Below are 24,798 nucleotides of genomic sequence, written 5' to 3'. Positions count from 1 at the left end.
CGGCGAAGCGAAGCGGCGCCGGGCGCCGCTTCCGATCCATCATTTTAGGCCCGATTCGTGTCGCGCACGTTTTGGCGTGCCCGAGCGCCGCCGCAACACGCGGGCGGCCGCGTCATGCGGGGCGCCGCGCGTTCAGGATCACCTGCGTGACGATCCCTGCGACGAGCCCCCAGAACGCCGAGCCGATCGACAGCAGCGTGAGGCCCGACGCGGTGACCATGAACGTGACGAGCGCGGCTTCGCGCTGCTTCAGGTCCTGCATCGCGTTCGCGAGCCCGCTCATGATCGAGCCGAACAGCGCGAGCGCGGCGACCGACACGACGAGCGCCTTCGGCAGCGCCGCGAACAGCGCGGCGATGGTCGCGCCGAAGATGCCGGCGACCAGGTAGAACGTGCCGCACCACACGGCGGCCGTGTAGCGCTTCGCGTGATTCTCGTGCGCTTCGGGGCCCGTGCAGATCGCGGCCGTGATCGCCGCGAGGTTCACGCCGTGCGAGCCGAACGGCGCGAGCAGCAGCGACGCGAGGCCAGTCGTCGCGATCAGCGGCGACGATGGCGTCGGGTAGCCGTCCGCGCGCAGCACCGCGATGCCCGGCACGTTCTGCGACGCCATCGCGACGACGAACAGCGGAATGCCGATGCTGACGATCGACGCGATCGAAAACGCGGGCATCGTGAACACGGGCTTCGCGAGCGCGATGTGGAAATGACTGAAGTCGAGCAGGCCAAGGCCGCCGGCCGCCGCCGTGCCGACGATCAGTGTCGTCACGATCGCGTAGCGCGGCGCGAGCCGCTTGACGATCAGGTAGGTGAAGAACATCGCGAGCACGAGCGCGGTCTGGAACTGCGCGGCGCGGAAGATCTCGATGCCGATCTCGAACAGGATGCCCGCCAGCAGCGCGGCGGCGATGCCGGCCGGAATCCGGCGCATCAGCGTGTCGAACAGGCCGCTCACGCCGACGGCCGTCAGGAGCAGCGCGCATACGACGAACGCGCCGATCGCCTCGGCGTAGGGCACGCCGGGCAGCGACGCGATCAGCAGCGCGGCGCCGGGCGTCGACCACGCGACGACGACGGGCGCGCGAAAGCGCAGCGACAGGCCGATCGTCGTCAGCGCCATGCCGATCGACAGCGCCCAGATCCACGACGAGATCTGCGCATCGGTGAGGTGCGCGGCGCGGCCGGCCTGGAACATCAGCACGAGCGAACTCGTGTAGCCCGTCATCATCGCGACGAAGCCGGCGACGAGCGCCGAGACGGACGTGTCGGCGAAAAAGCGGCGGCCGCCGGCGCGGCCAGCGCTCGCGGTGGGCGAGGGGTTCATGCTATCTCCGGGGGAGGCCGCCCGGACGCGGCCTGCGTGTCTGCTGGTTGGCTTCGTTACTTGCTGAGTGCGCGCATCGCGGTTTCGAGGCCCGCGAGCGTGAGCGGATACATGCGATGGCCGAGCAGGTCGCGGATGACCGCGACCGACTGCCGGTATTCCCATAGCCGCTCGGGCTCGGGATTCAGCCATGCATGATGGGGGAACTGGTCGGCGAGGCGGCGCAGCCACACGGCGCCGGCTTCCGGGTTGTTGTATTCGACCGAACCGCCGGGCTGCAGCACTTCGTACGGGCTCATCGTCGCGTCGCCGACGAAGATCAGCTTGTAGTCGGGCGTGAACTTGTGCAGCACGTCCCACGTCGCGGTGCGTTCCGAGTGGCGGCGGCGGTTGTTCTTCCACAGGTGGTCGTACACGCAGTTGTGGAAGTAGAAGAATTCCAGGTGCTTGAATTCGGCCTTCGCGGCCGAGAACAGCTCTTCGGTGCGCTTGATGTGGTCGTCCATCGAGCCGCCGACGTCGAGCAGCATCAGCACCTTCACGTTGTTGTGGCGCTCGGGCACCATCCGCAGGTCGAGCCAGCCCGCGTTCGCGGCCGTGCTGTGGATCGTGCCGGGCAGGTCGAGTTCTTCGGCGGCGCCCTCGCGCGCGAAGCGGCGCAGCCGCCGCAGCGCGACCTTGATGTTGCGTGTGCCGATCTCGACCGAATCGTCGTAGTCGCGGTACGCGCGCGCCTCCCACACCTTCACCGCGGTGCGGTTGCCGTTTGACGGGCCGCCGATGCGCACGCCTTCGGGGTTGAAACCGCCGTGCCCGAACGGCGACGTGCCGCCCGTGCCGATCCACTTGTTGCCGCCTTCGTGGCGTTCCTTCTGCTCGTCGAGCAGTGCCTTCAAGCGCTCCATCAGCTTGTCGAGCCCGCCCATCGCTTCGATCTGCGCCTTTTCCTCCGGCGACAGCTCGCGCTCGAGGCGCTTCTCGAGCCAGTCGAGCGGAATGTCGAACGCTTCGGACGGCAGCGCGGACACGCCGTGGAAATACGCGCCGAACGCCTGGTCGAACTTGTCGAAGTACTGCTCGTCCTTGACGAGCGTCATCCGCGCGAGGAAGTAGAACGCATCGATCGACGGCGAGATCAGCCCGGCCTTCAGCGATTCGAGCAGCGTCAGGTATTCCTTCACCGAGACGGGCAGCTTGGCTGCGCGCAGCGCGTAGAAGAAATTGAGCAGCATGGCCGGGCCTTCGCGGGTGGGGGAGGATTACCGGTTGTGCCGGTTCATGTAGACGAGCCGTTCGAGCAGGCTCAGGTCCTGCTCGTTCTTCAGCAGCGCGCCCGCGAGCGGCGGTACGATCTGCTTCGCGTCCACGCCGCGCAGCGTGTCGGCCGGGATGTTCTCGGCGAGCAGCAGCTTCAGCCAGTCGAGCAGCTCGGACGTCGACGGCTTCTTCTTCAGGCCCGACACGCCGCGCAGCTCGAAGAAACTCTCGAGCGCCGCGCGCAGCAGCTCCTCGCGGATGTCCGGGAAGTGAACCGCGACGATCTTCTGCATCGTCGACGGGTCGGGAAACTGGATGTAGTGGAAGAAGCAGCGGCGCAGGAACGCGTCGGGCAATTCCTTCTCGTTGTTGGACGTGATGATGACGAGCGGGCGGTGCTTCGCGCGCACGGTCTCGCGCGTCTCGTACACGTGGAATTCCATCCGGTCGAGTTCGCGCAGCAGGTCGTTCGGGAATTCGATGTCGGCCTTGTCGATCTCGTCGATCAGCAGCACGCTCGGGTGCTCGGCGTCGAACGCCTGCCACAGCACGCCCTTGACGATGTAGTTCGAGATATCCTTCACACGCGCGTCGCCGAGCTGCGAGTCGCGCAGCCGCGATACGGCGTCGTATTCGTACAGGCCCTGCTGCGCTTTCGTGGTCGACTTGATGTGCCACTGCAGCAGCGGCATGTCGAGCGCGGCGGCCACTTCCTCGGCGAGCATGGTCTTGCCGGTGCCGGGCTCGCCCTTGATCAGCAGCGGGCGTTGCAGCGTCAGTGCGGCATTGACCGCGAGCTTCAGATCGTCGGTGGCGACGTAGTGCGAGGACCCTTCGAAACGCATGGCGGCGCTCTTCTTTATCCGGAAAAAAACCCAGTATAAGTCAGAAGGGCTGTCCGGTTTGGCCGCGCCCGCGTATCGTTGCGGGGCTGTGGCCGGGCGAACCGGGGCGCCTTATGGACGCGTTCCCCGCCGACGCGGTACAATCTGGCCGTTTTTTTTGGCCTGCGTGGCGATCCGATCAGCAACACGGCGCGGGCCGTTGCCGCTTCGGCGCCAGTTTCCCCTCAAGCTAGGTTACAAGAGCTATGAACAAATTCGTCGGCAAACACGTCGTTGTCGCAGCGCTCGTGGCGCTCGCGGGCAGCGCGCAGGCGGCCGGTGTGGTCGGCAACCCGAAGGACGGGGCGAGCAAGGCCGCCATGTGCATCGGTTGCCACGGCATCCAGGACTACCGCGCGGCGTACCCGGAGGTCTACCGGGTGCCTGTCCTTGGCGGCCAGAACCAGCAATACCTCGAGAACGCGCTGAAGGCCTACCGCAAGAAGGATCGTCACTTCCCGTCGATGAACGCCGTCGCCGGTTCGCTGACGGACCAGGACATCGCGGATCTGGCGGCCTACTACGCCGCCCAGAAGGCCGACTCGAAGGACAATCCCTACAAGTAAGCGCGCGCCGCCGATCTCTCCGGCGGGACAGGAGCATTCATGAACAACGCATTCAAGACGGCGGCGGTTGCACTGGCGGCCGGCCTCGCGATCGGTACTGCGCACGCGGCGGACGCCACGAAGGGCAAGGAACTGGTCGAATCGCACAACTGCGCCGCCTGCCACGGCGCGCAGATGAACAAGCCGATCAACGCCGAATATCCGCGCCTCGCCGGCCAGCATGCCGACTACCTCGTGTGGGCGATGCGCCAGTACCAGATGGGCCTGACGAACCCGCTGCTCGGCCGCAACAACGCGATCATGCAGGCGCAGGTGCAGAGCCTGTCGGTCAGCGACATGAAGGACATCGCGTCCTACATCGAGTCGCTGAAAGAGACCGACCTCGTGTTCAAGAAGTAAGCGCGACGGGCCCGACAGGCCCGCGCAGCAAAAATACCCCGCCGAGGCGGGGTATTTTTTTGTCCGCGGCCCGGCGCCGCGGCGCTCAGTCGTGCGACGCGCGGCGCAGGATGCGCTGCAGGTACGCGTCGGTATCGGGCGGCGTGTTCGTGCGCTGCGCTTCCCAGATCGTCTCGCCGAGGCATTCCATGATCGCGTGCTGCGCGTCGTGGGTCGAGTCGAGCTTCGCCGCCAGCTTGTCGTGCGCGGCGCGGATGCCGGGCGGCTGGTCGATCGACAACTGCTCGCTGATCGCGAGGTGCATCGACAGGTGCAGGAACGGATTCGTGCGGCCTTCCTCGGGCGTGTAGTCGCGCGCGGCCGCGCCGTCGGCATCGGCGAGTTCGGCGTGGTATTCGGGATGCTCGACGATCCAGTCGGCTGCTATCGCTTCCAGCGGCGTCAGGATCTCGCCGGCGCGCTGCTTGCGCCAGGTCTCGGTGAAAAAGCGACGCACTTCGTCGCGGCTTGGATTGAACATGATGGGGGAACGTCGTGATTCGGGCGGCGTCATGCCGCGTCGCGCATTGTACGCCGGCTCGGCGGACGGTGCTGGCGGCGGCCTGGAGCGGTTGGTGCGACTGCGATGGCGGAGGGGCCGGCCTGGCGGCGTGGGTGCGCGGGGGTGGTCGGTTGCGACCGCCCCGCGCCGGGGCTGCGAAACGAGTAAGCGCGGGGTAAGCGCGGGCTAGGCCCGCAGCCGCCGCGCCGCTACACTCGCACGATTCCCGTTGCCGCGCCGTTCCCACCCGCTCCGTCATGACCGCTACCGTCCGCTCATCGTCCGCCGCCCTGCAGGGCACGCTCTACGTCGCGCTGTCCGCCGCCGCGTTCGGCGCGATGGCGATCTTCGGCCGCTACGCGTATGCGGCCGGTGTCGACGTGCTCGGGCTGCTGATCGTGCGCTTTGCGATCGGCGGCGCGGTGCTCGCCGCGATCGCGCGGCACCGCCGCGTCGCATGGCCGCGCGGGCGCGCGCTCGCGCCGCTCGTGGCGATGGGCGCGCTCGGCTATGTCGGGCAGTCATTCTGTTATTTCAGCGCGCTGCAGCACGCGCAGGCGAGCCTCGTCGCGCTGCTGCTGTACCTGTATCCGGCCTTCGTCACGCTGCTGGCCGCGTGGTGGCTCGGCGAGCGCCTCACGCGTGCGAAGGCCGTCGCGCTGGTGCTGTGCGTCGCGGGTTCGGCGCTGATGGTCGGCGGCGGGCACGGCGAGCCGCTCGGGATCGCGCTCGCGCTGGCCGCCGCGGTGATCTATTCGCTGTACATCGTCGGCGGCACGAAGGCGACGCGCGGCGTCGATCCGCTCGCGACCACCGCGATCATCTGCCTGTCGGCAACCGCGACGCTGGTGGCGATAGCGGTCGTCCGGACGGCCGCGTTCGGTGCGCCGCCGCGCTGGCCCGCGACGGCCGGCGGCTGGGCGTCGATGCTCGCGATCGCGCTCGTATCGACGGTCGCGGCGATGCTCGCGTTCTTCGCCGGGCTCGAGCGGCTCGGGGCCGCGCGCACGTCGATGCTGTCGACGCTCGAACCGGTCGTGACGGTCGCGCTCGCGGCGCTGCTGTTCGGTGAAGCGCTGTCGCCGCTGCAATGGGCGGGCGGCGTTGCGATCCTCGCGGCCGTGCTGGCGCTCGTGCGCGCGGGCGGTGCGGCGGCCGACGATGCCACCGCGACGTCCAACGCGTAGTCGGGGAGGGGAAAGCCGCGTGCGCCACGACAGGGCTTGCGGAGCGGGCTGCGCCGGGCCGATTCGATCGGCCGGCACGGTGTCGTGCCTGACGCTTACTCGTTGGGCGGCGGCGTCTTGGGCCTGAATTCGCACAGCGGCTCGATCGCGCAGTGCCAGCATTCGGGCTTGCGGGCCTTGCACACATAGCGCCCGTGCAGGATCAGCCAGTGATGCGCGTCCTGCAGGAATTCCTTCGGCGTGAACTTCTCGAGTGCGGCCTCGACGGCCCGCACGTCCTTGCCCGGTGCGAGCCCCGTGCGATTCGCGACACGGAAGATATGCGTGTCGACCGCGATCGTCGGCTCGCCGAACGCGGTGTTCAGCACGACGTTCGCGGTCTTGCGGCCGACGCCCGGCAGGCTTTCGAGCGCTTCGCGATCGGCCGGCACCTCGCCGTCGTAGCGATCGAGCAGGATCCGGCACGCCGCGATCACGTTCTTCGCCTTGGTCCGGTAGAGACCGATCGTCTTGATGTACTCGGCGACGCCTTCCTCACCGAGTGCGACGATTTGTCGCGGGGTGTTTGCAACCGGAAACATTTTCCGCATTGCCTTGTTGACCGACACGTCGGTCGCCTGCGCGGACAGCATCACGGCGATCAGCAGCTCGAACGGCGTCGTGTATTCGAGCTCGGTGGTCGGATGCGGATTGAGGCTCTGCAGTGTTTCGTAGATCGCGTGTCGTTTGCTGGCGTTCATGGAGCGTTCTGGTCGGGCGGCGCGGACGGGCCGCCTTTGTCGTCGTTGCTGTCGTCGTTGCCAGTGTCGCCGTCGTTGCTGCCCGGCGCTGCGGCTTCGGCGTCACGCTGCGCCTGCTGTTCGGCGAGCCGCTTGCGGCGAGCCTCGGCCGCGTCGATCTGCGCCTGGACGGCCGCGCTCACGCCTTCGGTGTTCTTCGGCCCGGCATCCAGCCCGGCCAGTTCTTCCTTCTTCTTGCGCGCACGTTCGAGCGCGGCGGCGATGATCGCGCGTTTCTTCGCGTCGGCGTCGTCGGCGGCCGGTGCGGCGGCCGGCGCGCCGGGCTGCGGACCAGGTGGTGTCGCGGGTTGTCCTGCGGCCGGCTTCGCGGCACTGGCTGCGCGGCGTGCGGCCGCGCGAGCTTCGGCGGCCTCGCGTTCGCGGCGCTGACGGGCGAGCCGGAGGTCATGGCGTTCGCGTGCGGCATCCGCCTGTTCCTGCGACCACGCGTCCCAGCCCGTGCGATCGCCGGTCACGGGCACCATCGCGATGCAGTCGACGGGGCAAGGCGGCACGCACAGGTCGCAGCCCGTGCACAGCGACTCGACGATCGTGTGCATCTGCTTCGGTGCGCCGACGATCGCGTCGACCGGGCACGCCTGCATGCACAGCGTGCAGCCGATGCAAAGGTTTTCGTCGATGAATGCGACGGCGCGCGGATGCTCGCTGCCGTTGACGGGGTTCAGCGGAATCACCGGCTTGCCGAGCAGGCTCGAAAGGCGCGCGATGCCTTCGGCGCCGCCGGGCGGGCACTGGTTGTAGTTCGCGTCGCCGGCGGCGATTGCCTCGGCGTACGGACGGCAGCCGTTATAGCCGCACTTCGTGCATTGCGTCTGGGGAAGCAGATCTTCGATGCGATCTGCGAGTGTTTTGGAGTCGGTCACGGTGACAACGGGCGCAGCGGCGCTGAATGGCTCTCGGCCGCGGCGGGCGCGGCCGGAAAGGTTTGCCAAAGCTCGATTATCGCCGATTTCCCGCATTGCGCTGGACGCCGTCTGTGCGCATAATCGAACCGCTTTTTTGCAGGGGCTCAGCAGGAGGGCGGCCGCACGCGGTGCGCCCGTTCCAGGGCGGCCGGCGCCGAGGCGGTGGGGGTGCCGGTCCGGATCACGCGGCTCACATAGCAAAACGCCACCATGAATCAGCCAAAAATCAAAAGAGATCCTGAAGGTACGCGCCGCCGCATCCTGATGGCGGCAGCCGAAGAGTTCGCGAGTGGAGGGCTGTTCGGTGCGCGCGTCGACCAGATCGCGCGCCGGGCCGAAACCAACGAGCGCATGCTCTATTACTACTTCGGCAGCAAGGAGCAGCTGTTTACGGCCGTGCTCGAACACGCGTTCTCCGCGCTGACCGAGGCCGAGCGCGTGCTCGATCTCGACGGCGTCGCGCCGGTCGAAGCCGTCACGCGGCTCGCGCATTTCGTTTGGGACTACTACCGCGACCATCCGGAGCTGCTCAGGCTCATCAACAACGAGAACCTGCACGAAGCGCGCTACCTGCACAAGTCGACGCGGATCCGCGAGATGATGTCGCCGATCGTCGCGAAGCTCGGCAACGTGCTGATGCGCGGCCAGAAGGCCGGGCTGTTCCGCGGCGATGTCGATCCGCTGCGCTTCTACGTGACGCTGTCGGGGCTCGGCTACTACATCGTGTCGAACCGCTTCACGCTGGCCGCGACGCTCGGTCGCGACTTCACCGACACCGACGAGCGCGCGGAGATGGTCCGGATGAACACCGAGGTACTGCTCGCGTATCTGCTGCGGCGCTGAGGCGCCGACAAGCGGCCGCCGGATGCAAAAACGCCGCCGTGCGCAGGCAACGGCGGCGTTTTTTCGTCGGAACGCGGTGCGTCAGGCGGCTTTGCGCGCGCGAACGGTCTTTGCGCGCGCGCTGCTGCCTGCGCGCTTCGCGGCCGGTGCGGCCTTGGCGGGGGCGGCGGCCGTGGCCGGTGCCTTCGCGCGCGGGCGCTTCGCCGCGGTGGCCCGCGCCGTTTCGACCTGCGCGTTGTTGGCCGGCACGGCGACGAGCGTCGTGGCCGCCGGCGCATCCGGGAGATCCTTCGTCGCGCCGTGCTTCGGCTCCGGCGCATGCTCGCGGATGAAGTCGCGCAGTTGCGGGTAGATGATCGTGCGCCAGCGGCGGCCCGAGAAGATCCCGTAGTGACCGCACTTCTCGGCGGTCAGGCTGCGGCGCTGGTCTTGCGGGATGCCCGTGCACAGCTCGTGCGCGACGTGCGTCTGGCCGCTGCCCGAGATGTCGTCGAGTTCGCCCTCGATCGTCATCAGCGCGGTGTGGTGGATGTCCTGCGGACGCACGCGCTCGCCTCCGACATCCCACGTGCCTTCGGCCAGCCGGAATTCCTGGAACACGACGCGGATCGTTTCGAGGTAATACTCCGCAGCCATGTCGAGCACCGCGTTGTATTCGTCGTAGAAATTGCGGTGCGCCTCGGCGTCTTCCTCGTCGCCGCGCAGCAGGCTCTGGTAGAAATCCCAGTGCGATTGCGCGTGCCGTTCCGGGTTCATCGCGACGAAGCCCGTGTGCTGCAGGAAGCCCGGATATACCTGACGGCCTTCACCCGGATAGTTCGCGGGCACCGTGTGGATCACGTTGTTCTCGAACCACGCGGTGGAGTGCTGCGTCGCGAGCGAATTCACCGACGTCGGGCTGCGGCGCGCGTCGATCGGGCCGCCCATCATCGTCATCGTGAGCGGCGTATCCTCGCCACGGCTCGCCATCAGCGAGATCGCCGCGAGCACCGGCACCGTTGGCTGGCACACCGAGATCACGTGCAGGTTGCGCGCGCCGATGTGACGGATGAACTCCTGGATATACGCGATGTAGTCGTGCAGGTGGAATGGGCCGGTCTCGACCGGCACCATCCGCGCGTCGATCCAGTCGGTGATGTAGACCTTGTGATCCTGCAGCAGCGTGCGCACCGTGTCGCGCAGCAGCGTCGAGTGGTGGCCCGACAGCGGCGCGCAGACCAGCACGACCGGCTCGTCCTTCAGTTGCGTGACGGCGTCGGCGTCGTCCGAATAGCGCTTGAAACGCAGCAGCCGGCAGAACGGCTTCTCGACGATCGTCTGCTCGACGATCGGAATGTTGTGGCCGTCCTTGACGATCTGGTGAAGGTTGAATTCGGGCTTCTCGTAATCCTTGCCGAGCCGGTACATCAGCTCGTAGGCGGCCGCCATGCGCGGCGCGCCCGGCATCAGCGAGAACGGGCTGGACGGATTGGCGAACGACTTGGAGGCGGCCTGGGCCCAGGCCGTAAGCGGGCTCAGCATGGCCCGCTGGAATTCATGCAGTTGGTAAAGCATGCAGACTACTCCCGCGTGGGGGACGGTGCGCAAGGGCGGCGTGGAGCGTCGCGGCGTGCCGTGTGGGTCAGCGGCCGGCCATGTTGCAATGCGGCCGGACAATCTCGTCGATCATATCGGACAACGATGGTTGGTGCAATGCAACATTTCCCCCGTTTTTCATCAAAATGTTGCGATTTGACGTTCTCTGAACAAGCCGCCCGCGCGCCGCTCAGCGCCCCGTCGCCACGGCAGGTGAGGGCTGGCCGGCCGCGCGTGCCATTGCCTCTTCGTGGTGCATCAGGTTCATCGCCGTGTGCACCAGCGCCACGTGCGAGAACGCCTGCGGGAAGTTGCCGACGAGCCGCCCCTCGACCGGATCGTACTCCTCCGCGAGCAGCCCGAGGTCGTTCGATAGCGAGAGCAGCCGGCTGAACAGCCGGTGCGCGTCGTCGATCCGGCCGAGCAGCGCGTAGTTGTCGACCAGCCAGAAGCTGCATGCGAGAAACGTGCCTTCGCCGGGCGGCAGGCCGTCGTCGTACTCGGTCGTGCGGTAGCGCATCACGAGGCCGTCGTGCAGCAATTCCCGCTCGATCGCTTCCACCGTGCCGACGATGCGCGGGTCTTCCGGCGGCAGGAAGCCGAGCAACGGCATCAGCAGCACGCTCGCGTCGAGTTCGTCGCTGCCGTAGCTCTGCGCGAACGCCTGCTTGCCTTTGTGCCATGCGTTGTCGCAGACGTCTGCATGGATCTGCTCGCGCAGCGCGCGCCAGCGGTCGAGCGAGCCGGGCAGCCGGAACATCTCCGCCGACTTGATCGCGCGGTCGAACGCGACCCACGCCATCACCTTCGAGAACGTGAAATGGCGGCGGCCGCCGCGGGTTTCCCAGATCCCCTCGTCGGACTCCTGCCAGATCTTTTCGAGATGGTCGAGCAGCGCACACTGCACGGACCAGACCGTGTCGTCGGCCTGCAGGCCGCCCACGCGCGCGAGGTGCAGCGCGGCCATCACCTCGCCGAACACGTCGAGCTGAAGCTGGTTCGCGGCGCCGTTGCCGACGCGTACCGGCTTAGAGTCCTGATAGCCGGGCAGCCAGTCGAGCTCCATTTCCGGCAGCCGGCGCTCGCCGGCGATCCCGTACATGATCTGGATCTGCTCGGGCGAACCGGCCATCACGCGGCCGAGCCACGTGCGCCACGCGCGCGCCTCGTCGTAGTAACCGCCGCGCATCAGCGCGAGCAGCGTGATCGTCGCGTCGCGCAGCCAGCAGTAGCGGTAGTCCCAGTTGCGGTTGCCGCCGATTTTCTCGGGCAGTGACGTGGTCGGTGCCGCGACGATGCCGCCGGTCGGCTCGTACGCGAGCGCCTTCAGCGTGATCAGCGAACGGCGCACGGCGGCCGCGTAGCGGCCCTGCACCTGGCAGCGGCCCGACCATTCGAGCCAGTAATTCTCGGTGCGCGCGAGCATCGATAGGGAATCGCGCGCGGGCGGCAGCCGCATGTGCGACGCCGCGTAGCTGAGCGAGAACGGCACGCGCTCGTCGGCGCTCACCGTGAATTCCGCGAGCGTATGGAGGTTCTTGCCGGTGAGCGGCACCGGCGTGCGCAGCACGACGGTGTCGGGGCCGGCGATCGCCTTCATGCCATCCTCGCGGGTCAGCTGCGTAACCCACGGGATCGAGAAACCGTAGTCGAAGCGCAACACGAGCTCCATGCGCATCTTCATCGTGCCGTGGCGGCCGACGACGATCCGCACGAGTTCGGACCAGCCGTTGCCGGGCGGCATGAAGTCGATCACGGTGACGGCGCCGTCGGCGCTTTCGTAATCGGTTTCGAGAATCAGCGTGTCGCCGCGATAGCGGCGTGTCGTGTGCGTGATCGCGGCGTCGGCGGCCGGAGCGAGCAGCCAGCGGCCGTGCTCGGGCGTGCCGATGAGCGCCGCGAAACAGGCGCCCGAATCGAAGCGGGGCCAGCACAGCCAGTCGACGGAGCCGTCTTTTGCGATCAGCGCGGCGGTATGGCCGTCGCCGACGAGGGCGTAGTCTTCGATCAGGGCAGGCATGGGCAGGCGTTCCTTGGGTATCGCGTTCACAATGCGGGCGGCCGCCGCCGGGCTTCACGTGCCGGCGCCCCGCCCCGTATACTCGGCCGGGCGGAGGAGCGCATGAACGGCCGGCGTTTCGTCCTATCTCAACACTTGAAGCGACTCGATGCAAGGAGGATTCAATGCCCAGCCGTTTACGCGAGCGTGACGCACGCGCTTCGACACGAGGGTTCCCGCTTAGGCTCGCTCACTGGATGAAAGGTTTCGCGATCGTGCTTTCCCTGTCCGCGACCCACGCATTTGCGCAGCAATCGCCCGCACCGGCCGACGGCGTCTACAACCTGCTCGTCGGCACCTATACGGGCGGCGGCAGCGACGGGATCTATGTTTACCGCTTCGATACCAGGACCGGCAGCGTCGCGCCCGTGTCGTCGGCGAAGACCGTGAATCCGTCGTACCTGTTGCCGAGCCGCGACGGTCGCACCGTCTACGCAGTCAACGAACTACCCGGCGACAACGGGCCGGCGACGCAGCGCGGCGGCGTCAGCGCATTCCGCTTCGACGCGAAGACGGGCGCGCTGACCTTCATCGACCGCGTGTCGTCGGAAGGGAACGATCCTTGCTATCTCGCGCTGTCGCCGGACGGCAAGACGCTCGTGACGGCCAACTATTCGGTCGCGGCGGATCCGGGCGGCAGCTTCGCGGTGTTTCCGCTGCGCGACGACGGCGCGGTCGGCCAGGCCGTGCTGACCGTGCATCACGAAGGCACGGGGCCCGTGAAGGGCCGCCAGGACGGCGCGCACGTGCACTCGACGGTGTTTTCGCCGGACGGCCATTACCTGTTCGTGCAGGATCTCGGCGCGGACAAGATCTACGGCTACCGCTATACGGTGGACGGCAGCCGCGGGCTGATCAGCCCGACCGACACGCGCTACACGCCGGTAAAGGCCGGCTCGGGCCCGCGTCACATGGTGTTCGGCGCCGACGGCCGGTTCGCGTACGTGACGAGCGAGCTCAACGCGTCGGTCGAGGTGTTCGGCTACCGCGACGGCAAGCTGACGCCGGTCGAAACCTTGCCGATGACGGCGCCGGGCTTCAAGGGCAAGGTCGGCGGCGGCGCGATCCACCTGTCGCCGGACGGCCGCTTCCTGTACGTGAGCAACCGCGGCGACGCGAACGACATCGTGATCTACGCGGTGAACAAGGCCGATGGCCGGCTGAAGCATGTCGGCCGGCAGTCGAGTCTCGGCAAGACGCCGCGCGAGTTCCTGATCGATCCGACCGGCAAGTGGCTGATCGTCGGCAACCAGGACAGCGACACGTTCTACGTGTTCCGCCGCGATGCCGAAACGGGGCAGCTCGGCCCGAATCCGCAGAAGGTCGCGGTCGGCAAGCCGGTCGACTTCAAGCTGGTGCCGATGCAGTAAAAATGAAACAGGGCGCTGCCGATGCAGCGCCCTTGGTTTTTCGGGGCGGTCGGTTTTCCGGTGCGCCCGCATCGGTTGGTGGCGGCCCACCGGCCGCCGCGCTCAGTCGGCCGCGGCCGGCACGAGCACTTCGCGGCTGCCGTTGATACCCATCGCCGATACGAGCCCGGCCGCCTCCATTTGCTCGACGAGGCGCGCGGCGCGGTTGTAGCCGATGCGCAACTGCCGCTGCACCGACGAGATCGACGCGCGCCGCGTGCGCACGACGAACGCAACGGCTTCGTCGTACAGCGGATCGGCTTCCGCGTCCGGCGCTTCGCCGAACAGGTCCTGCGTCGCGCCGTCGGCGGCCGGGCCGTCGAGGATCCCTTCCTCGTACTGCGGCTCGCCGAACTGCTTCAGGTACTCGACGATCCGGTGCACTTCCTCGTCGGCGACGAACGCGCCGTGCACGCGCTGTGGATAACCCGTGCCCGGCGGCAGGAACAGCATGTCGCCCATCCCGAGCAGCGATTCGGCGCCCATCTGGTCGAGGATCGTGCGCGAGTCGATCTTCGACGACACCTGGAACGCGACGCGCGTCGGGATATTCGCCTTGATGAGACCCGTGATCACGTCGACGGACGGACGCTGCGTCGCGAGGATCAGGTGGATGCCGGCTGCGCGCGCTTTCTGCGCGAGGCGCGCGATCAGCTCTTCGATCTTCTTGCCGGCGACCATCATCAGGTCGGCCAGCTCGTCGATCACGACGACGATCAGCGGCAGCTTCGACAGCGGCTCGGGATCCTCGGGCGTCAGCGAGAACGGGTTGCCGATCTTCTTTTCCTTCGCTTCCGCATCGCGGATCTTCTGGTTGAAGCCCGCGAGGTTGCGCACGCCGACGGCCGACATCAGCCGGTAGCGCTTCTCCATTTCTCCGACGCACCAGTTCAGCGCGTTCGCCGCGAGCTTCATGTCGGTGACGACCGGCGCGAGAAGGTGCGGGATGCCTTCGTAGACCGACAGCTCCAGCATCTTCGGATCGATCATGATGAGCCGCACGTCCTCGGGCGTCGCCTTGTACAGCAGCGACAGGATCATCGCGTTGATCGCGACCGACTTGCCCGAGCCCGTCGTGCCCGCGACGAGCATGTGCGGCGCCTTCGCGAGATCGGTGACGACCGGGTGGCCCGTGATGTCCTTGCCCATTGCGATCGTCAGTTGCGACGTCGAGTGCTGGTACTGGCGCGACTCGATGATCTCCGACAGACGGATCATCTGGCGCTTCGCGTTCGGCAGTTCGAGGCCCATGCAGGTCTTGCCGGGAATCGTCTCGACGACGCGGACCGACGTGAGGCCGAGGCCGCGCGACAGGTCCTTCATCAGGCCGACGATCTGGCTGCCGCGCACGCCGAGCGCGGGTTCGATCTCGAAGCGCGTGATCACGGGGCCGGCCGATGCGCCGACGACCGTCACCGGCACCTTGAATTCCTGCAGCCGTTGTTCGATCACCTGCGCCGTCTGGGCGAGGTGTTCGTCGGTGATCGTTTCGACGTCGTCGGACGCGGGCTCGAGCAGGTCGAGCGTCGGCAGTTCGACGCTGAACGACGCGGGTGCGTGGAATTCAAACGCGTTCGGACGCGGCGGGCGGGTGGGGGCGTCGGGGGCTGCTGCATCGGCTGCGGCCGGCGCGGCCGGTTCGATTGCCATGGTGGCGGTTGCGCCGATCAGCGGGGCAACGGGAATCGTCGGTACGGCAGCGACAGCCGCCGGCGTGGACAGGCCCGCGCCGGGAACGGTTGCTGCAGGCTGCGGTGCTCCGGTCGATGCGACAGCCGGCGTTCCGGACACATTCGATACGGACCAGCTTGCCGACGATGCGGCAGGGGCGGGCGGCGTTGTGAACGTCGTGGTTGTGATTGCTACAGGCGCAGGCGCAGGCGCGGTCGAACCGGATGTCGAACCCGATATGCCGGTCGTCGACGGCGTCGCGGCGGGCGCAACGGTCGATGCGGGAGTCGATGCGAGGGAGAGCGAACCGTAAGTCATGCCCGTGACACCGGCCGGCGTCGCCGCAGCGGCGGCCGGAGCCGTCGGTGCGGCGGCAAACGGTTGAGCTGCCGACGCTTTCGGCAATTCCGCGGAGACGGTGGTATTTGTCGTTGCAGGGTGCACCGTCGGCGGAATCGACGGCGTCCGCACCCAATCCGTCACGGGCACGGTGCGCTGGGCGATTGCCGACAGCGGCGCTGCACGCTCCGCCGCGTCCGGTCTGGCGACTACCGGTGCGGTATTCGATGCAGCCAGTGCCGACGTTGTCGCAAGCGGCGCGACCTCGGACATTGCACGCGCCGCGGTTCCGGCGATCGACGACGAGGGGAGGGCGGCAAACGGAGCGATGCCCCCGGCGGGTTTTGCGTCGGTGTCCGCATCGGCAGCGCCCTGCGGCACGCAGGCAGATGCAGTGCGATCGATTGCAGGAGCCGGTTGCGCGTCGTACCAGTTGTCGGTATCGATGGACGCAGCCGGCGTGCTTGCGACGACATCGTGAACCGCTTCGTCTTCCGGTTGCGCGGAGGCGACATTGGCCGGCTCCGATCCCGTCGCGTCCGCCAGCGACGCAGCGATCGGGTTCCGGGTCGATATGTCGAATGCGGAAACCGGCTGGCTGGTGAGGTCTTCCCACGGCGCGAGGTCGATGGGCGCGTCGAACGATGGCGCGGGCGCGATCCCGAATGCCGGCGCGGCGGGCGCATCGTCGACGTAACGAATCTCGTCGCCGGCGTGATGCGAAAACGCGGCATTGTCGATGGCGGTATTCGACAGCGCGTGCGGTGCCGCGTCGTCGAACGCCGTGGTGCCCAAATCGGCAACCGGAGTGTGGATGCCGGGCTCTGCCGGCACGAACGCATCCAGCACGATCGGCGCGCTGTCGTCGTACGCAGGCGCCGCATCGTGTTCGACCGGAACGCCGGCGTCATGGGCTGAGAGGTCGTGCGTTGCGGAGACGAACCCGTTCGACACGGCCGCCGATACCGGCGCGGCAACGCTGCCTGCTGCCGCGGCTACACCGGCCACGGCTGCGGCTGCGGCTGCGGCAGCCGCATGCGCTGCGTCCGACTGCGCACCACTCAGCGTCGCCCATTGCGCGGTGCTGGCCTCGATCGAGCGCAGCGTGTCGTGCACGCTCGGTGCCGGCGTGATCGGCGCCGCGGGCTTTTCCGTCCACGCATAGAGCGGCGCGCGCGCCGGCGTTTGCGGCGACGGGCGGCGTCGCGCCGTGTCCGGCGGCAGGCCGGCCGCGGCTGTTCCTGCGGCCGGGCGTACGGTCGGGCGGGGCGGCTGTGCGCTTGCTGGCCGCGGCGTGACCGTGGCGCGCGGAGCCGTCTGCTTCAACGCAGCGGTGGCCGGTCGCGCAGCAGTCGGCCGCGGGCGGACGGGTTCGAATCCGACAGGAAGCGGGGCTGGATCGGGGCGCGGCACTTGCGCGTTCGCCGCCGCGCGCGCGAGGCTGGCGGTGCTGCCGGCCGTGGGGGGCGGCATCGCGCTGGTCGGAATCGGCGCGGGCGGCGCCGGCACGCGCTGGGTCGCGGTCGGCTTCAACCAGCCCGACGGCGCGACGGGTTCCGCGTGCGGACGCGGGGGCGTCTTGCTGCGCGGCTTCGGCCGCGCCTGCGGGTCGGGTTTCCACAGCGTCGGGCGCGAATACCGGCCGTTCTGGCGCGGCGCCATCGAGTTGACGGTGTGCGCGGTGGTCGGCTGCACGACGTCGTCGTCGCGATGTAGCGCGCTGCGCGGCAGGTCGGCGATGCCGCGCGCGTCGTCGTCGCCGCCGTCGCGCGACAGCTTGACGCCGAACGACGTGTCGACCCAGGCGGCGAACTGCCGCCAGCCGATGCCGGTCAGCCAGGGCAGCCCGGCGAAGAACAGCACGACCATCGCGACCGGCGTGCCGATCGGGCCGAGCACGCGCGCGAAGCCCGCCGAGAATGCATGGCCGAGCGCGTTCGTGTCGGGGCCCGACAGCGCGCTCGTCAGCGTGCAGCTTGCAACGAAGACCGCGGCGAAGCCGAGCCACAGGCGGATCGAGCCGCGGCCGGCGAGCCCGCCGCCGCCGGGCAGCATTGCCTGCACGAGACGCCCGAAGAGAAGGAGGAACCAGACGGCGGAGATGCCGAACCAGCCGAAGACAACCGTGTGCATGCTTTGAAACAGGAGTGGGGAGGGGCGCGCGGGGCGCGACCCGCCGAGTTTAACCGGCCGGCGGACAAGACTCTAACGCGGCGTGAACTCGATTCACGCCGCGCGACGCGTGTGCCCGGCACACGCGTGTGGCGCGCAACGCGAAGGCGGTCGGTCGGCCTTCGCGCGCACCATGCATCAGGGGCTCCGGTGCGTGAAGGTCAGCGTTGCGCCGGCATCGGTCACGATCTGCAATTGCTGCGGCTCGCGCATCTGCACGCCGGTCTTCTCGATGTGCGCGAGCGCGTCGAGGTACGCGTGCTCGAGCTGGCCGCCGAGCGTATTCGGGCAGGCCATCCGCGTGCCGGCGAGCGGCCCGAAGCTCAGCAGGCCGTTCTTGATCGCGTAGGTGCCCATGTAGCGGTTGCAGCCCGAGAACCCGCTGGCGCGCCGGATGCCCGATTCGGTCGACAGCGCGAGCTTGATCGGCTCGCCGTTGTCGCCGTGCGGGACCGTGCGCGGCGTGCCGTCGGCGTTCAGCCAGCTGGTGAGTTCCCAGCGCGTATCGTCGAGCAGCTGGACGGCGGCCGGGTTGTACGGGTCGGGCGCGGGGGCGGCGGAATCGGGGTGGGTCGGCATCGCGCAGGCGGCGAGAAGCGTGGCAAGCGTCAACGCGCAGAGCGGCGCGCGCAGCGGGCGAAGCAGGCCGGTGCGTGCGCGTGCGGCTGCGAACAGGTGGGACATGAGCCTCGTTCCTCATCGGATTCTGATCAAGGCGTAAGAGTAACGCACCCGCCCCGCGGCAGGCGAGCCGACACTTCGCGCGTGAAAACGTTCGCGGCCGGCCCGCGAGCCGCCCGCGGCCGGGCGCCGGCGCGGCGAAACGCGCTAAACCGGTGCCGTGGCGCATGTTAACATCGAAGCCGTTTTCGTCCTCCACCAGAAGCGGGAAATCACATGCAGATCGGTCAGCGGCTCGGTACGCCGCTTTCACCTTCGGCCACGCGCGTCATGCTGCTCGGCGCCGGCGAGCTCGGCAAGGAAGTCATCATCGCGTTGCAGTGGCTCGGCGTCGAAGTCGTCGCGGTCGACCGCTATCCGGACGCGCCGGGCCATCAGGTCGCGCATCGCGCGCACGTGATCGACATGACGGACGCCGCCGCGCTGCGGGCGATCGTCGAGGCCGAGCGCCCGCACCTGATCGTGCCCGAGATCGAGGCGATCGCGACCGATGCGCTCGCGGCGATCGAGGCGGCCGGTCTCGCCGAGGTGATTCCGACCGCGCGCGCGACGCAGCTCACGATGAACCGCGAAGGAATCCGCCGGCTCGCGGCCGAGGAGCTCGGCCTGCCGACGTCGCCGTATGCGTTCGCGGAATCGTTCGAAGCGTTCAGCGCGGCCGTCGCGAAGATCGGCATGCCGTGCGTCGTGAAGCCCGTGATGTCGTCGTCGGGCAAGGGGCAGTCGGTCGTGAAGACCGAGGCCGACGTGAAGCCCGCGTGGGACTACGCGATGGCGGGCGGGCGCGTGAACCACGGCCGCGTGATCGTCGAGGGCTTCATCGATTTCGAATACGAGATCACGCAGCTGACCGTGCGCGCGATCGACCCGGCGACGCTCGGCACGCGCACCTACTTCTGCGAGCCGGTCGGCCACGTGCAGGTCGCGGGCGACTACGTCGAATCGTGGCAGCCGCAGCCGATGAGCGCGGTGGCGCTCGAGAAGTCGCGCGACATCGCGCACAAGGTCACCGAGGCACTCGGCGGGCGCGGGATGTTCGGCGTCGAGCTGTTCGTGCGCGGCGACGACGTGTGGTTCTCCGAGGTGAGCCCGCGGCCGCACGATACGGGCCTCGTCACGCTCGCGTCGCAGCGCCAGTCGGAATTCGAACTGCACGCGCGCGCGATTCTCGGGCTGCCGGTCGATCCGGCGCTCGGTACGCCGGCCGCGTCGGCCGTGATCTACGGCGGGCTCGACGAGCGCGGGATCGCGTTCGAAGGCGTGCGCGACGCGCTCGCGGTGCCGGGCGCCGACCTGCGCCTGTTCGGCAAACCGGAAAGTTTTGCGAAGCGGCGCATGGGCGTCGCGCTGGCGACCGGCGCGACCGTCGACGAAGCCCGCGAACGCGCGCAGCGCGCCGCCGCGGCCGTGCGGCCCGTGTCGGCCCGCTGACGGAACAAGGAGAGGACGATGGCGTCGAGGTGGCTGCATATCGGGAAGCTGGGCGCCGCGCTGGCGCTTGCCGCGAGTCTCGCGGGTTGCGGCCTCGCGGCCGCGCCGTGCCGGGTGGCATCGGCCGGGCTCAAGATCGTGCCGCTCGTCGGCCATGTCGCGGCCGCGCCGACCGACGCATGCGCCGACGTCATCGATCCCTGACCACGATACCCGACGCGATAACCAACAATAAACGCGCGCCCCGCGAGGGCGCGTTTCCACCCGTCTCGTGAGAGGACCTGCATGATTCGCCAAACCCTCGCCGCGCTCGCGCTCGCCGGCACCGCCGTTTCCGTCGCGCATGCCGCGCAACTGACCGTCGAGGAAATCGACGCCGATTCGCGCCAGCTGGCCGTCTACCAGTGCGCGAACCAGAAGCAGCCCGTGCGCGTGTCGTACTGGCTCGCGGGCAACGGTCAGAGCTTCGCGCTCGTGCCGGTCAACGGGCGGCAGTTGCTGTTCGTCGATACCGTATCGGCCTCGGGCGCACGCTACCAGGCCGGTCGCTATACGTGGTGGACGAAGGGCAAGGAAGCGACGCTGCGCGACGAGATCGCCGACCAGAAGGCGCCGCCGCTGCTTGCCGACTGCGTGCAGGTCGAGAAGAAAAAGAAGAAGGGCTGAACGCGGGGCACGATCGCGGAATGTGCCCGGTCAGTGTTTGCCGGCGGCGGGGCCCGAGGCCCGACACGCGGGCTGGCGGCGCGCGTTCGGGCAAGGCAACTCGCGATCGGACCCCTGATATTGCTCGCCAGCCGATCGGGATAGCTCGATCAGGCCGTCTGTCGGCCGCGCGGGCCGTACGGGCCCGCCGCGCGCACTGCCGTTGCGGCCGTTCGCGGCGTTGTCACGGACAGATGGCCGCGCAGTGCTACAATGTGCCCCTTTCCGCCGGCATTCGCGCCGAACGGAGTCCGCACGGCCTGGTGCCCGGTGTTCGAATTGAGCCGGTTCCAAGCGCCAGAGCGGCGCCGCGCGGCGCGCCGCGGCTCCGTCTACTTCCGAATTGTGATGAGCGCAGGCCCGGCTGGCCTGACGCACGATGTCCCCGCCGCGCCTTTTGAGCGAAACGCCACCATGTCCGATTCTGTCGCCAAGCCCGTCGACGCAACCTTCGACCAATTCGGCCTTGCCGCCGATATCCTGAAAGCCATTGCGGAGCAGGGCTATACGACGCCGACGCCGATCCAGGCGGAGGCCATTCCGGTCGTGCTCGCCGGCCGCGACGTCATGGGCGCCGCGCAAACGGGTACCGGCAAGACCGCGAGTTTCTCGCTGCCGATCATCCAGCGCCTGCTGCCGCAGGCCAGCACGAGCGCGTCACCGGCGCGCCACCCCGTGCGTGCGCTGATCCTCACGCCGACTCGCGAACTCGCCGACCAGGTCGCCGCGAACGTGCACGCGTATGCGAAGCACACGTCGCTGCGCAGCGCGGTCGTGTTCGGCGGCGTCGACATGAACCCGCAGATGGCCGAACTGCGCCGCGGTGTCGAAGTCCTGATCGCGACGCCGGGCCGGTTGCTCGACCACGTGCAGCAGAAGACGGCGAATCTCGGCCAGGTGCAGATCCTCGTGCTCGACGAAGCCGACCGGATGCTCGACATGGGCTTCCTGCCCGATCTGCAGCGCATCCTGAACCTGCTGCCGAAGGAGCGCCAGACGCTGCTGTTCTCGGCCACCTTCTCGCCGGAAATCAAGAAGCTCGCGTCGACCTACCTGCGCAACCCGCAGACGATCGAGGTCGCGCGCAGCAACTCGACGAACGCGAACGTCACGCAGATCGTCTACGACGTCGCCGAAGGCGACAAGCAGGCGGCCGTCGTGCAGTTGCTGCGCGATCGCGGCCTCAAGCAGGTGCTGGTGTTCTGCAACAGCAAGATCGGCGCGAGCCGGCTTGCGCGCAACCTCGAGCGCGACGGCGTGGTCGCATCGGCGATCCATGGCGACAAGACGCAGCTTGAGCGGATGCAGGCGCTCGACGCGTTCAAGCGCGGCGAGATCGAGGCGCTGGTCGCGACCGACGTGGCCGCGCGCGGCCTCGACATCGCCGAGCTGCCGGCCGTGATCAACTTCGACCTGCCGTTCAGCGCGGAAGACTACGTGCACCGGATCGGCCGCACCGGCCGCGCGGGCGCGACGGGCGATGCGCTGTCGCTGTGCAGCCCGAACGAACGCAAGCAGCTCGCCGATATCGAGAAGCTGATCAAGCGTCCGCTCGAGGTGCAGACGCTCGCGCTCGACAAGCCGGCACGCCATCGTCACGACGACCGTGGCGGCGAACGCAGCGGCGAACGTAGCGGCGAACGTAGCGGCGAACGTAGCGGCGGCGATCGCAACAGCGAGCGCGGTGGCGAACGGGGCGGCCGGCGCGATCGCGACGAGCATCGTGGTGCGTCGGGGCGGCGGTCGACCGGTTCCGAGCGCGGCGGCCATCACCGTCGCCACGAAGCGCCGGTCGACGATTTCTTCCTGAAGCCGTATGAGCCGTCGGCGCAGGCGAAGCAGTTGGACGACGCGCAGCCTGAGCAGCAGCCCGAGAAGAAAGGGCCGAAGCGCCAGGTTGCCGCGCTGCTCGGCGGGTTCGGGATGCCGCGCAAGCCGTCGGCGTAAGCCCGGCGGACGTGGCGGGGGCGGCGCGCGAGCGCTGCCGGAGAAGCGGGTGCATGCGATGAGCATGTGCCCGTTTTTTATTTGGGCCGCGATTGGGTGGGGGATCGGGAGCGGGCGCGGGTGCCGGCGAGCGATGCAGCCGGCATTCGATCACCGCGAAATCGGCTCGCTGCGCCTTAGCCGGCCAGCGGCCCGAAGCGCCGCGCCCACGCAGCCGTCGCGGCCGCGTAGAACGCATCCAGCGTCGTGTCGCCCGGTGCGCCATCGGGCGCGAGGCCGAGGTGCGCGGCCGCGGCCTGCAGCGCCGGCAGCGGATCGCCGTGTTCGAGTGCGGTCGCGCCCGTTTGCTTGCTGAGCTTCTCGCCGTTTGCATCGACGACGACGGGCACGTGCAGATATCGCGGCGTCGGCACGCCGAGGCAGTGCTGCAGATGGATCTGGCGCGCGGTCGAATCGAGCAGGTCGGCACCGCGCACGACGTGCGTGATGCGCGCATCGGCATCGTCGACGACGACCGCGAGCTGATAGGCCCATTGCCCGTCCGCGCGCTTCAGCACGAAATCGCCGACTTCGGTCGCGAGGTTCTGCGATTGCGCGTGCTGCCAGCGATCGTCGAACGCTACGATCGCGTCGTCGCCGTCGGGCACGCGCAGTCGCCATGCGCGCGCGGGCTTGCCGTGCAGGCCGGTGCGGCAGGTGCCAGGATACGCGAGCGTCGTGTGGCGCTCGTGCGCGGCGCGCAGCGAATCGGCGATTTCCTTGCGCGTGCAGCCGCACGGATAGACGCGCCCCGCCGCGACGAGCCGCTCGAGCGCGGTTGTGTAGGCGGCATCGCGCGTGCTTTGCCAGACCGGCGGCTCGTCGGGCGTCATGCCGAAATGCGCGAGCGTCGCGAGGATGGCGTCGGCCGCACCGGGCACCGTGCGCGGGCCGTCGAGATCCTCGATGCGCACGAGCCACGCGCCGCCGTGCGCGCGCGCGTCGAGCCAGCTCGCGAGTGCGCCGACCAGCGAGCCGAAGTGCAGCGGGCCGGTGGGCGACGGTGCGAAGCGGCCGCGATAGCCGTTCATCGGGGCGCGGGGCGCGCGGTTACGCGGCGCTGGCTGCCTGCGCGCAGGCCGGGCACGACTTGCCGGACACGTAGCTCGGCGATTGTTGCGCTTCCGGCGTGACGACCGCGCGGCACGCGTAGCACGTGACGTTCTCGGTGGGCTCGAGTTGCGGGTTCAGCGCGGTGCGGTAGTCGAACACGAAGCAGTCGCCGTGATAGTGCGCGCCGCCGACTTCCTCGAAGTACTTCAGGATCCCGCCTTCGAGCTGGTACACGTTCTCGATGCCGATTTCCTTCATGTGGATCGCGGCCTTCTCGCAGCGGATGCCGCCCGTGCAGAACGACACGACCGTCTTGCCGTCGAGATCGGCGCGGTTGGCATCGATCACTGCCGGGAACTCGCTGAACTTGTCGATCCGGTAGTCGAGCGCGTCGTCGAACGTGCCGACGTCGATCTCGAACGCGTTGCGCGTGTCGAGCATCACGACCGGACGGCCCGCTTCGTCGTGGCCGCGGTCGAGCCATGCTTTCAGCGTGCGTGCGTCGACCGACGGCGCGCGGCCGAGCTCGGGCTTGATCGCGGGTTTCTTCATCGTGATGATCTCGCGCTTCAGGCGCACGAGCATGCGGCGGAACGGCTGCGAGTCGGACAGGCTTTCCTTGAACTGCAGCGTCGCGAACTTGCCCTCGAACAGCGGATCGTGGCGAAGATAGTCGATGAACGCGTCGGCCGCTTCGCGCGTGCCGGCGATGAACAGGTTGATGCCTTCCGGCGCGAGCAGGATCGTGCCGCGCAGGCCGAGTTCGTTGCAGCGGGCGGTGACGAGCGGGCGCCATTGCTCGTTCGTGTCGAGCGACACGAAGTGGTAGGCGGCGAGGTTGACGATGGTCATGATGGTCCGACGGGAAAACGGCCGCGGCCGTGCGGCGGGCGCACGGCGGCCCGCAAAAAAGGGTGCGAAGCCGGGGCGATGATTCGAAAAACCGTATTATCCCGCAAACCGCTCGCACACCGGCATTCAGGGCCTTTTTCCCGTTATTAGCGGGAACAG

At 68.5% G+C, this 24,798-nt stretch carries 21 protein-coding genes; 9 read left to right on the top strand and 12 right to left on the bottom strand.

What is annotated here, in order from left to right:
* Positions 1–112 precede the first annotated feature (112 nt).
* Genes CUJ89_RS12950 through CUJ89_RS12940 form a run of 3 tightly spaced genes read right to left on the bottom strand, consistent with a single transcriptional unit; the run spans position 113 to position 3,426 of the window.
* Positions 113–1,324 (bottom strand): benzoate/H(+) symporter BenE family transporter, encoded by a 1,212-nt coding sequence (locus CUJ89_RS12950; RefSeq protein WP_114177664.1) that lies wholly within the window; start codon positions 1,322–1,324, stop codon positions 113–115.
* A gap of 56 nt (positions 1,325–1,380) precedes the next feature.
* Positions 1,381–2,556: a vWA domain-containing protein gene (locus CUJ89_RS12945; RefSeq protein ID WP_114177663.1), complete on the bottom strand. Its 1,176-nt coding sequence runs from the start codon at positions 2,554–2,556 to the stop codon at positions 1,381–1,383.
* 27 nt (positions 2,557–2,583) lie between these two features.
* Entirely contained in the window at positions 2,584–3,426 is an 843-nt protein-coding gene (locus CUJ89_RS12940; RefSeq protein ID WP_114177662.1) for an AAA family ATPase, read from the bottom strand.
* Positions 3,427–3,671: 245 nt separating this feature from the next.
* On the opposite strand from CUJ89_RS12940, the gene CUJ89_RS12935 reads away from it, so the two are divergent.
* Together CUJ89_RS12935 and CUJ89_RS12930 are read left to right on the top strand one after the other, a co-directional pair.
* On the top strand, positions 3,672–4,031 hold the full coding sequence (locus CUJ89_RS12935; RefSeq protein ID WP_114177661.1) for a c-type cytochrome: 360 nt from the start codon (positions 3,672–3,674) through the stop codon (positions 4,029–4,031).
* Positions 4,032–4,070: 39 nt separating this feature from the next.
* Positions 4,071–4,430, top strand: a complete 360-nt coding sequence (locus CUJ89_RS12930; RefSeq protein ID WP_048249238.1) for a c-type cytochrome — start codon at positions 4,071–4,073, stop codon at positions 4,428–4,430.
* Positions 4,431–4,515: 85 nt separating this feature from the next.
* On the opposite strand, the gene CUJ89_RS12925 is transcribed toward CUJ89_RS12930, so the two are convergent.
* Positions 4,516–4,983: a DUF1841 family protein gene (locus CUJ89_RS12925; RefSeq protein WP_236654889.1), complete on the bottom strand. Its 468-nt coding sequence runs from the start codon at positions 4,981–4,983 to the stop codon at positions 4,516–4,518.
* Positions 4,984–5,228: 245 nt separating this feature from the next.
* Here CUJ89_RS12925 and CUJ89_RS12920 point away from each other — a divergent pair, with 245 nt between their 5' ends.
* A complete protein-coding gene (locus CUJ89_RS12920) occupies positions 5,229–6,158 on the top strand; it encodes a DMT family transporter (protein ID WP_114177659.1) in 930 nt (309 codons plus the stop codon).
* Between the two features lie 95 nt (positions 6,159–6,253).
* On the opposite strand, the gene nth is transcribed toward CUJ89_RS12920, so the two are convergent.
* A complete protein-coding gene (gene nth / locus CUJ89_RS12915; protein ID WP_114177658.1) occupies positions 6,254–6,898 on the bottom strand; it encodes an endonuclease III in 645 nt (214 codons plus the stop codon).
* On the bottom strand, positions 6,895–7,917 hold the full coding sequence (gene rsxB / locus CUJ89_RS12910) for an electron transport complex subunit RsxB (protein ID WP_114177657.1): 1,023 nt from the start codon (positions 7,915–7,917) through the stop codon (positions 6,895–6,897). Before rsxB ends, nth begins: the two co-directional genes overlap by 4 nt.
* Before the next feature lie 156 nt (positions 7,918–8,073).
* Here rsxB and CUJ89_RS12905 point away from each other — a divergent pair, with 156 nt between their 5' ends.
* Positions 8,074–8,706: a TetR family transcriptional regulator gene (locus CUJ89_RS12905; RefSeq protein ID WP_049031880.1), complete on the top strand. Its 633-nt coding sequence runs from the start codon at positions 8,074–8,076 to the stop codon at positions 8,704–8,706.
* A gap of 81 nt (positions 8,707–8,787) precedes the next feature.
* Here CUJ89_RS12905 and CUJ89_RS12900 read toward each other — a convergent pair whose 3' ends face one another.
* Together CUJ89_RS12900 and CUJ89_RS12890 are read right to left on the bottom strand one after the other, a co-directional pair.
* Positions 8,788–10,260, bottom strand: a complete 1,473-nt coding sequence (locus CUJ89_RS12900) for a polyhydroxyalkanoate depolymerase (RefSeq protein ID WP_114177656.1) — start codon at positions 10,258–10,260, stop codon at positions 8,788–8,790.
* Between the two features lie 211 nt (positions 10,261–10,471).
* Positions 10,472–12,301 (bottom strand): glycoside hydrolase family 15 protein, encoded by a 1,830-nt coding sequence (locus CUJ89_RS12890; RefSeq protein ID WP_114177654.1) that lies wholly within the window; start codon positions 12,299–12,301, stop codon positions 10,472–10,474.
* A gap of 164 nt (positions 12,302–12,465) precedes the next feature.
* Here CUJ89_RS12890 and CUJ89_RS12880 point away from each other — a divergent pair, with 164 nt between their 5' ends.
* Entirely contained in the window at positions 12,466–13,710 is a 1,245-nt protein-coding gene (locus CUJ89_RS12880; protein WP_114177653.1) for a lactonase family protein, read from the top strand.
* Between the two features lie 102 nt (positions 13,711–13,812).
* Here the strand turns inward: CUJ89_RS12880 and CUJ89_RS12875 are convergent, their stop codons facing one another.
* Together CUJ89_RS12875 and CUJ89_RS12870 are read right to left on the bottom strand one after the other, a co-directional pair.
* Positions 13,813–17,892, bottom strand: a complete 4,080-nt coding sequence (locus tag CUJ89_RS12875) for an FtsK/SpoIIIE family DNA translocase (protein ID WP_114177652.1) — start codon at positions 17,890–17,892, stop codon at positions 13,813–13,815.
* A gap of 177 nt (positions 17,893–18,069) precedes the next feature.
* Positions 18,070–18,615 carry an META domain-containing protein gene (locus CUJ89_RS12870; RefSeq protein WP_114177651.1) on the bottom strand — a complete coding sequence of 182 codons (546 nt, stop codon included), beginning with the start codon at positions 18,613–18,615 and terminating at the stop codon, positions 18,070–18,072.
* 213 nt (positions 18,616–18,828) lie between these two features.
* Between CUJ89_RS12870 and purT the strand changes: the two genes are divergently transcribed.
* From purT to CUJ89_RS12845, 4 genes are all read left to right on the top strand, one after another.
* Entirely contained in the window at positions 18,829–20,043 is a 1,215-nt protein-coding gene (purT, locus tag CUJ89_RS12865; RefSeq protein WP_114177650.1) for a formate-dependent phosphoribosylglycinamide formyltransferase, read from the top strand.
* Between the two features lie 18 nt (positions 20,044–20,061).
* Positions 20,062–20,247 (top strand): DUF6726 family protein, encoded by a 186-nt coding sequence (locus tag CUJ89_RS12860; RefSeq protein WP_114177649.1) that lies wholly within the window; start codon positions 20,062–20,064, stop codon positions 20,245–20,247.
* Between the two features lie 81 nt (positions 20,248–20,328).
* Positions 20,329–20,709 carry an MliC family protein gene (locus CUJ89_RS12855; protein ID WP_114177648.1) on the top strand — a complete coding sequence of 127 codons (381 nt, stop codon included), beginning with the start codon at positions 20,329–20,331 and terminating at the stop codon, positions 20,707–20,709.
* 387 nt (positions 20,710–21,096) lie between these two features.
* Positions 21,097–22,695, top strand: coding sequence for a DEAD/DEAH box helicase (locus tag CUJ89_RS12845; RefSeq protein WP_114177647.1), 1,599 nt, complete (start codon positions 21,097–21,099; stop codon positions 22,693–22,695).
* Positions 22,696–22,871: 176 nt separating this feature from the next.
* On the opposite strand, the gene gluQRS is transcribed toward CUJ89_RS12845, so the two are convergent.
* Entirely contained in the window at positions 22,872–23,765 is an 894-nt protein-coding gene (gluQRS, locus tag CUJ89_RS12840; protein ID WP_114177646.1) for a tRNA glutamyl-Q(34) synthetase GluQRS, read from the bottom strand.
* A gap of 19 nt (positions 23,766–23,784) precedes the next feature.
* Positions 23,785–24,639 carry a sulfurtransferase gene (locus CUJ89_RS12835; protein WP_114177645.1) on the bottom strand — a complete coding sequence of 285 codons (855 nt, stop codon included), beginning with the start codon at positions 24,637–24,639 and terminating at the stop codon, positions 23,785–23,787.
* Between the last annotated feature and the right edge of the window lie 159 nt (positions 24,640–24,798).

Origin of the sequence: Burkholderia pyrrocinia, from assembly GCF_003330765.1 — a bacterium.
Taxonomy (GTDB): Bacteria; Pseudomonadota; Gammaproteobacteria; order Burkholderiales; family Burkholderiaceae; genus Burkholderia; species Burkholderia pyrrocinia_B.
Note: the sequence above shows the minus strand (reverse complement) of the source record. Positions and strands in the feature narration are given on the sequence as shown.

Bases quoted from the DNA above. Each gene is read 5' to 3' on its own strand.
- CUJ89_RS12950 (WP_114177664.1), bottom strand. From the start codon at position 1,324: ATGAACCCCTCGCCCACCGCGAGCGCTGGCCGCGCCGGCGGCCGCCGC.
- CUJ89_RS12945 (WP_114177663.1), bottom strand. From the start codon at position 2,556: ATGCTGCTCAATTTCTTCTACGCGCTGCGCGCAGCCAAGCTGCCCGTC.
- CUJ89_RS12940 (WP_114177662.1), bottom strand. From the start codon at position 3,426: ATGCGTTTCGAAGGGTCCTCGCACTACGTCGCCACCGACGATCTGAAG.
- CUJ89_RS12935 (WP_114177661.1), top strand. From the start codon at position 3,672: ATGAACAAATTCGTCGGCAAACACGTCGTTGTCGCAGCGCTCGTGGCG.
- CUJ89_RS12930 (WP_048249238.1), top strand. From the start codon at position 4,071: ATGAACAACGCATTCAAGACGGCGGCGGTTGCACTGGCGGCCGGCCTC.
- CUJ89_RS12925 (WP_236654889.1), bottom strand. From the start codon at position 4,983: ATGACGCCGCCCGAATCACGACGTTCCCCCATCATGTTCAATCCAAGC.
- CUJ89_RS12920 (WP_114177659.1), top strand. From the start codon at position 5,229: ATGACCGCTACCGTCCGCTCATCGTCCGCCGCCCTGCAGGGCACGCTC.
- nth (WP_114177658.1), bottom strand. From the start codon at position 6,898: ATGAACGCCAGCAAACGACACGCGATCTACGAAACACTGCAGAGCCTC.
- rsxB (WP_114177657.1), bottom strand. From the start codon at position 7,917: ATGCGGGAAATCGGCGATAATCGAGCTTTGGCAAACCTTTCCGGCCGC.
- CUJ89_RS12905 (WP_049031880.1), top strand. From the start codon at position 8,074: ATGAATCAGCCAAAAATCAAAAGAGATCCTGAAGGTACGCGCCGCCGC.
- CUJ89_RS12900 (WP_114177656.1), bottom strand. From the start codon at position 10,260: ATGCTTTACCAACTGCATGAATTCCAGCGGGCCATGCTGAGCCCGCTT.
- CUJ89_RS12890 (WP_114177654.1), bottom strand. From the start codon at position 12,301: ATGCCTGCCCTGATCGAAGACTACGCCCTCGTCGGCGACGGCCATACC.
- CUJ89_RS12880 (WP_114177653.1), top strand. From the start codon at position 12,466: ATGCCCAGCCGTTTACGCGAGCGTGACGCACGCGCTTCGACACGAGGG.
- CUJ89_RS12875 (WP_114177652.1), bottom strand. From the start codon at position 17,892: ATGCACACGGTTGTCTTCGGCTGGTTCGGCATCTCCGCCGTCTGGTTC.
- CUJ89_RS12870 (WP_114177651.1), bottom strand. From the start codon at position 18,615: ATGTCCCACCTGTTCGCAGCCGCACGCGCACGCACCGGCCTGCTTCGC.
- purT (WP_114177650.1), top strand. From the start codon at position 18,829: ATGCAGATCGGTCAGCGGCTCGGTACGCCGCTTTCACCTTCGGCCACG.
- CUJ89_RS12860 (WP_114177649.1), top strand. From the start codon at position 20,062: ATGGCGTCGAGGTGGCTGCATATCGGGAAGCTGGGCGCCGCGCTGGCG.
- CUJ89_RS12855 (WP_114177648.1), top strand. From the start codon at position 20,329: ATGATTCGCCAAACCCTCGCCGCGCTCGCGCTCGCCGGCACCGCCGTT.
- CUJ89_RS12845 (WP_114177647.1), top strand. From the start codon at position 21,097: ATGAGCGCAGGCCCGGCTGGCCTGACGCACGATGTCCCCGCCGCGCCT.
- gluQRS (WP_114177646.1), bottom strand. From the start codon at position 23,765: ATGAACGGCTATCGCGGCCGCTTCGCACCGTCGCCCACCGGCCCGCTG.
- CUJ89_RS12835 (WP_114177645.1), bottom strand. From the start codon at position 24,639: ATGACCATCGTCAACCTCGCCGCCTACCACTTCGTGTCGCTCGACACG.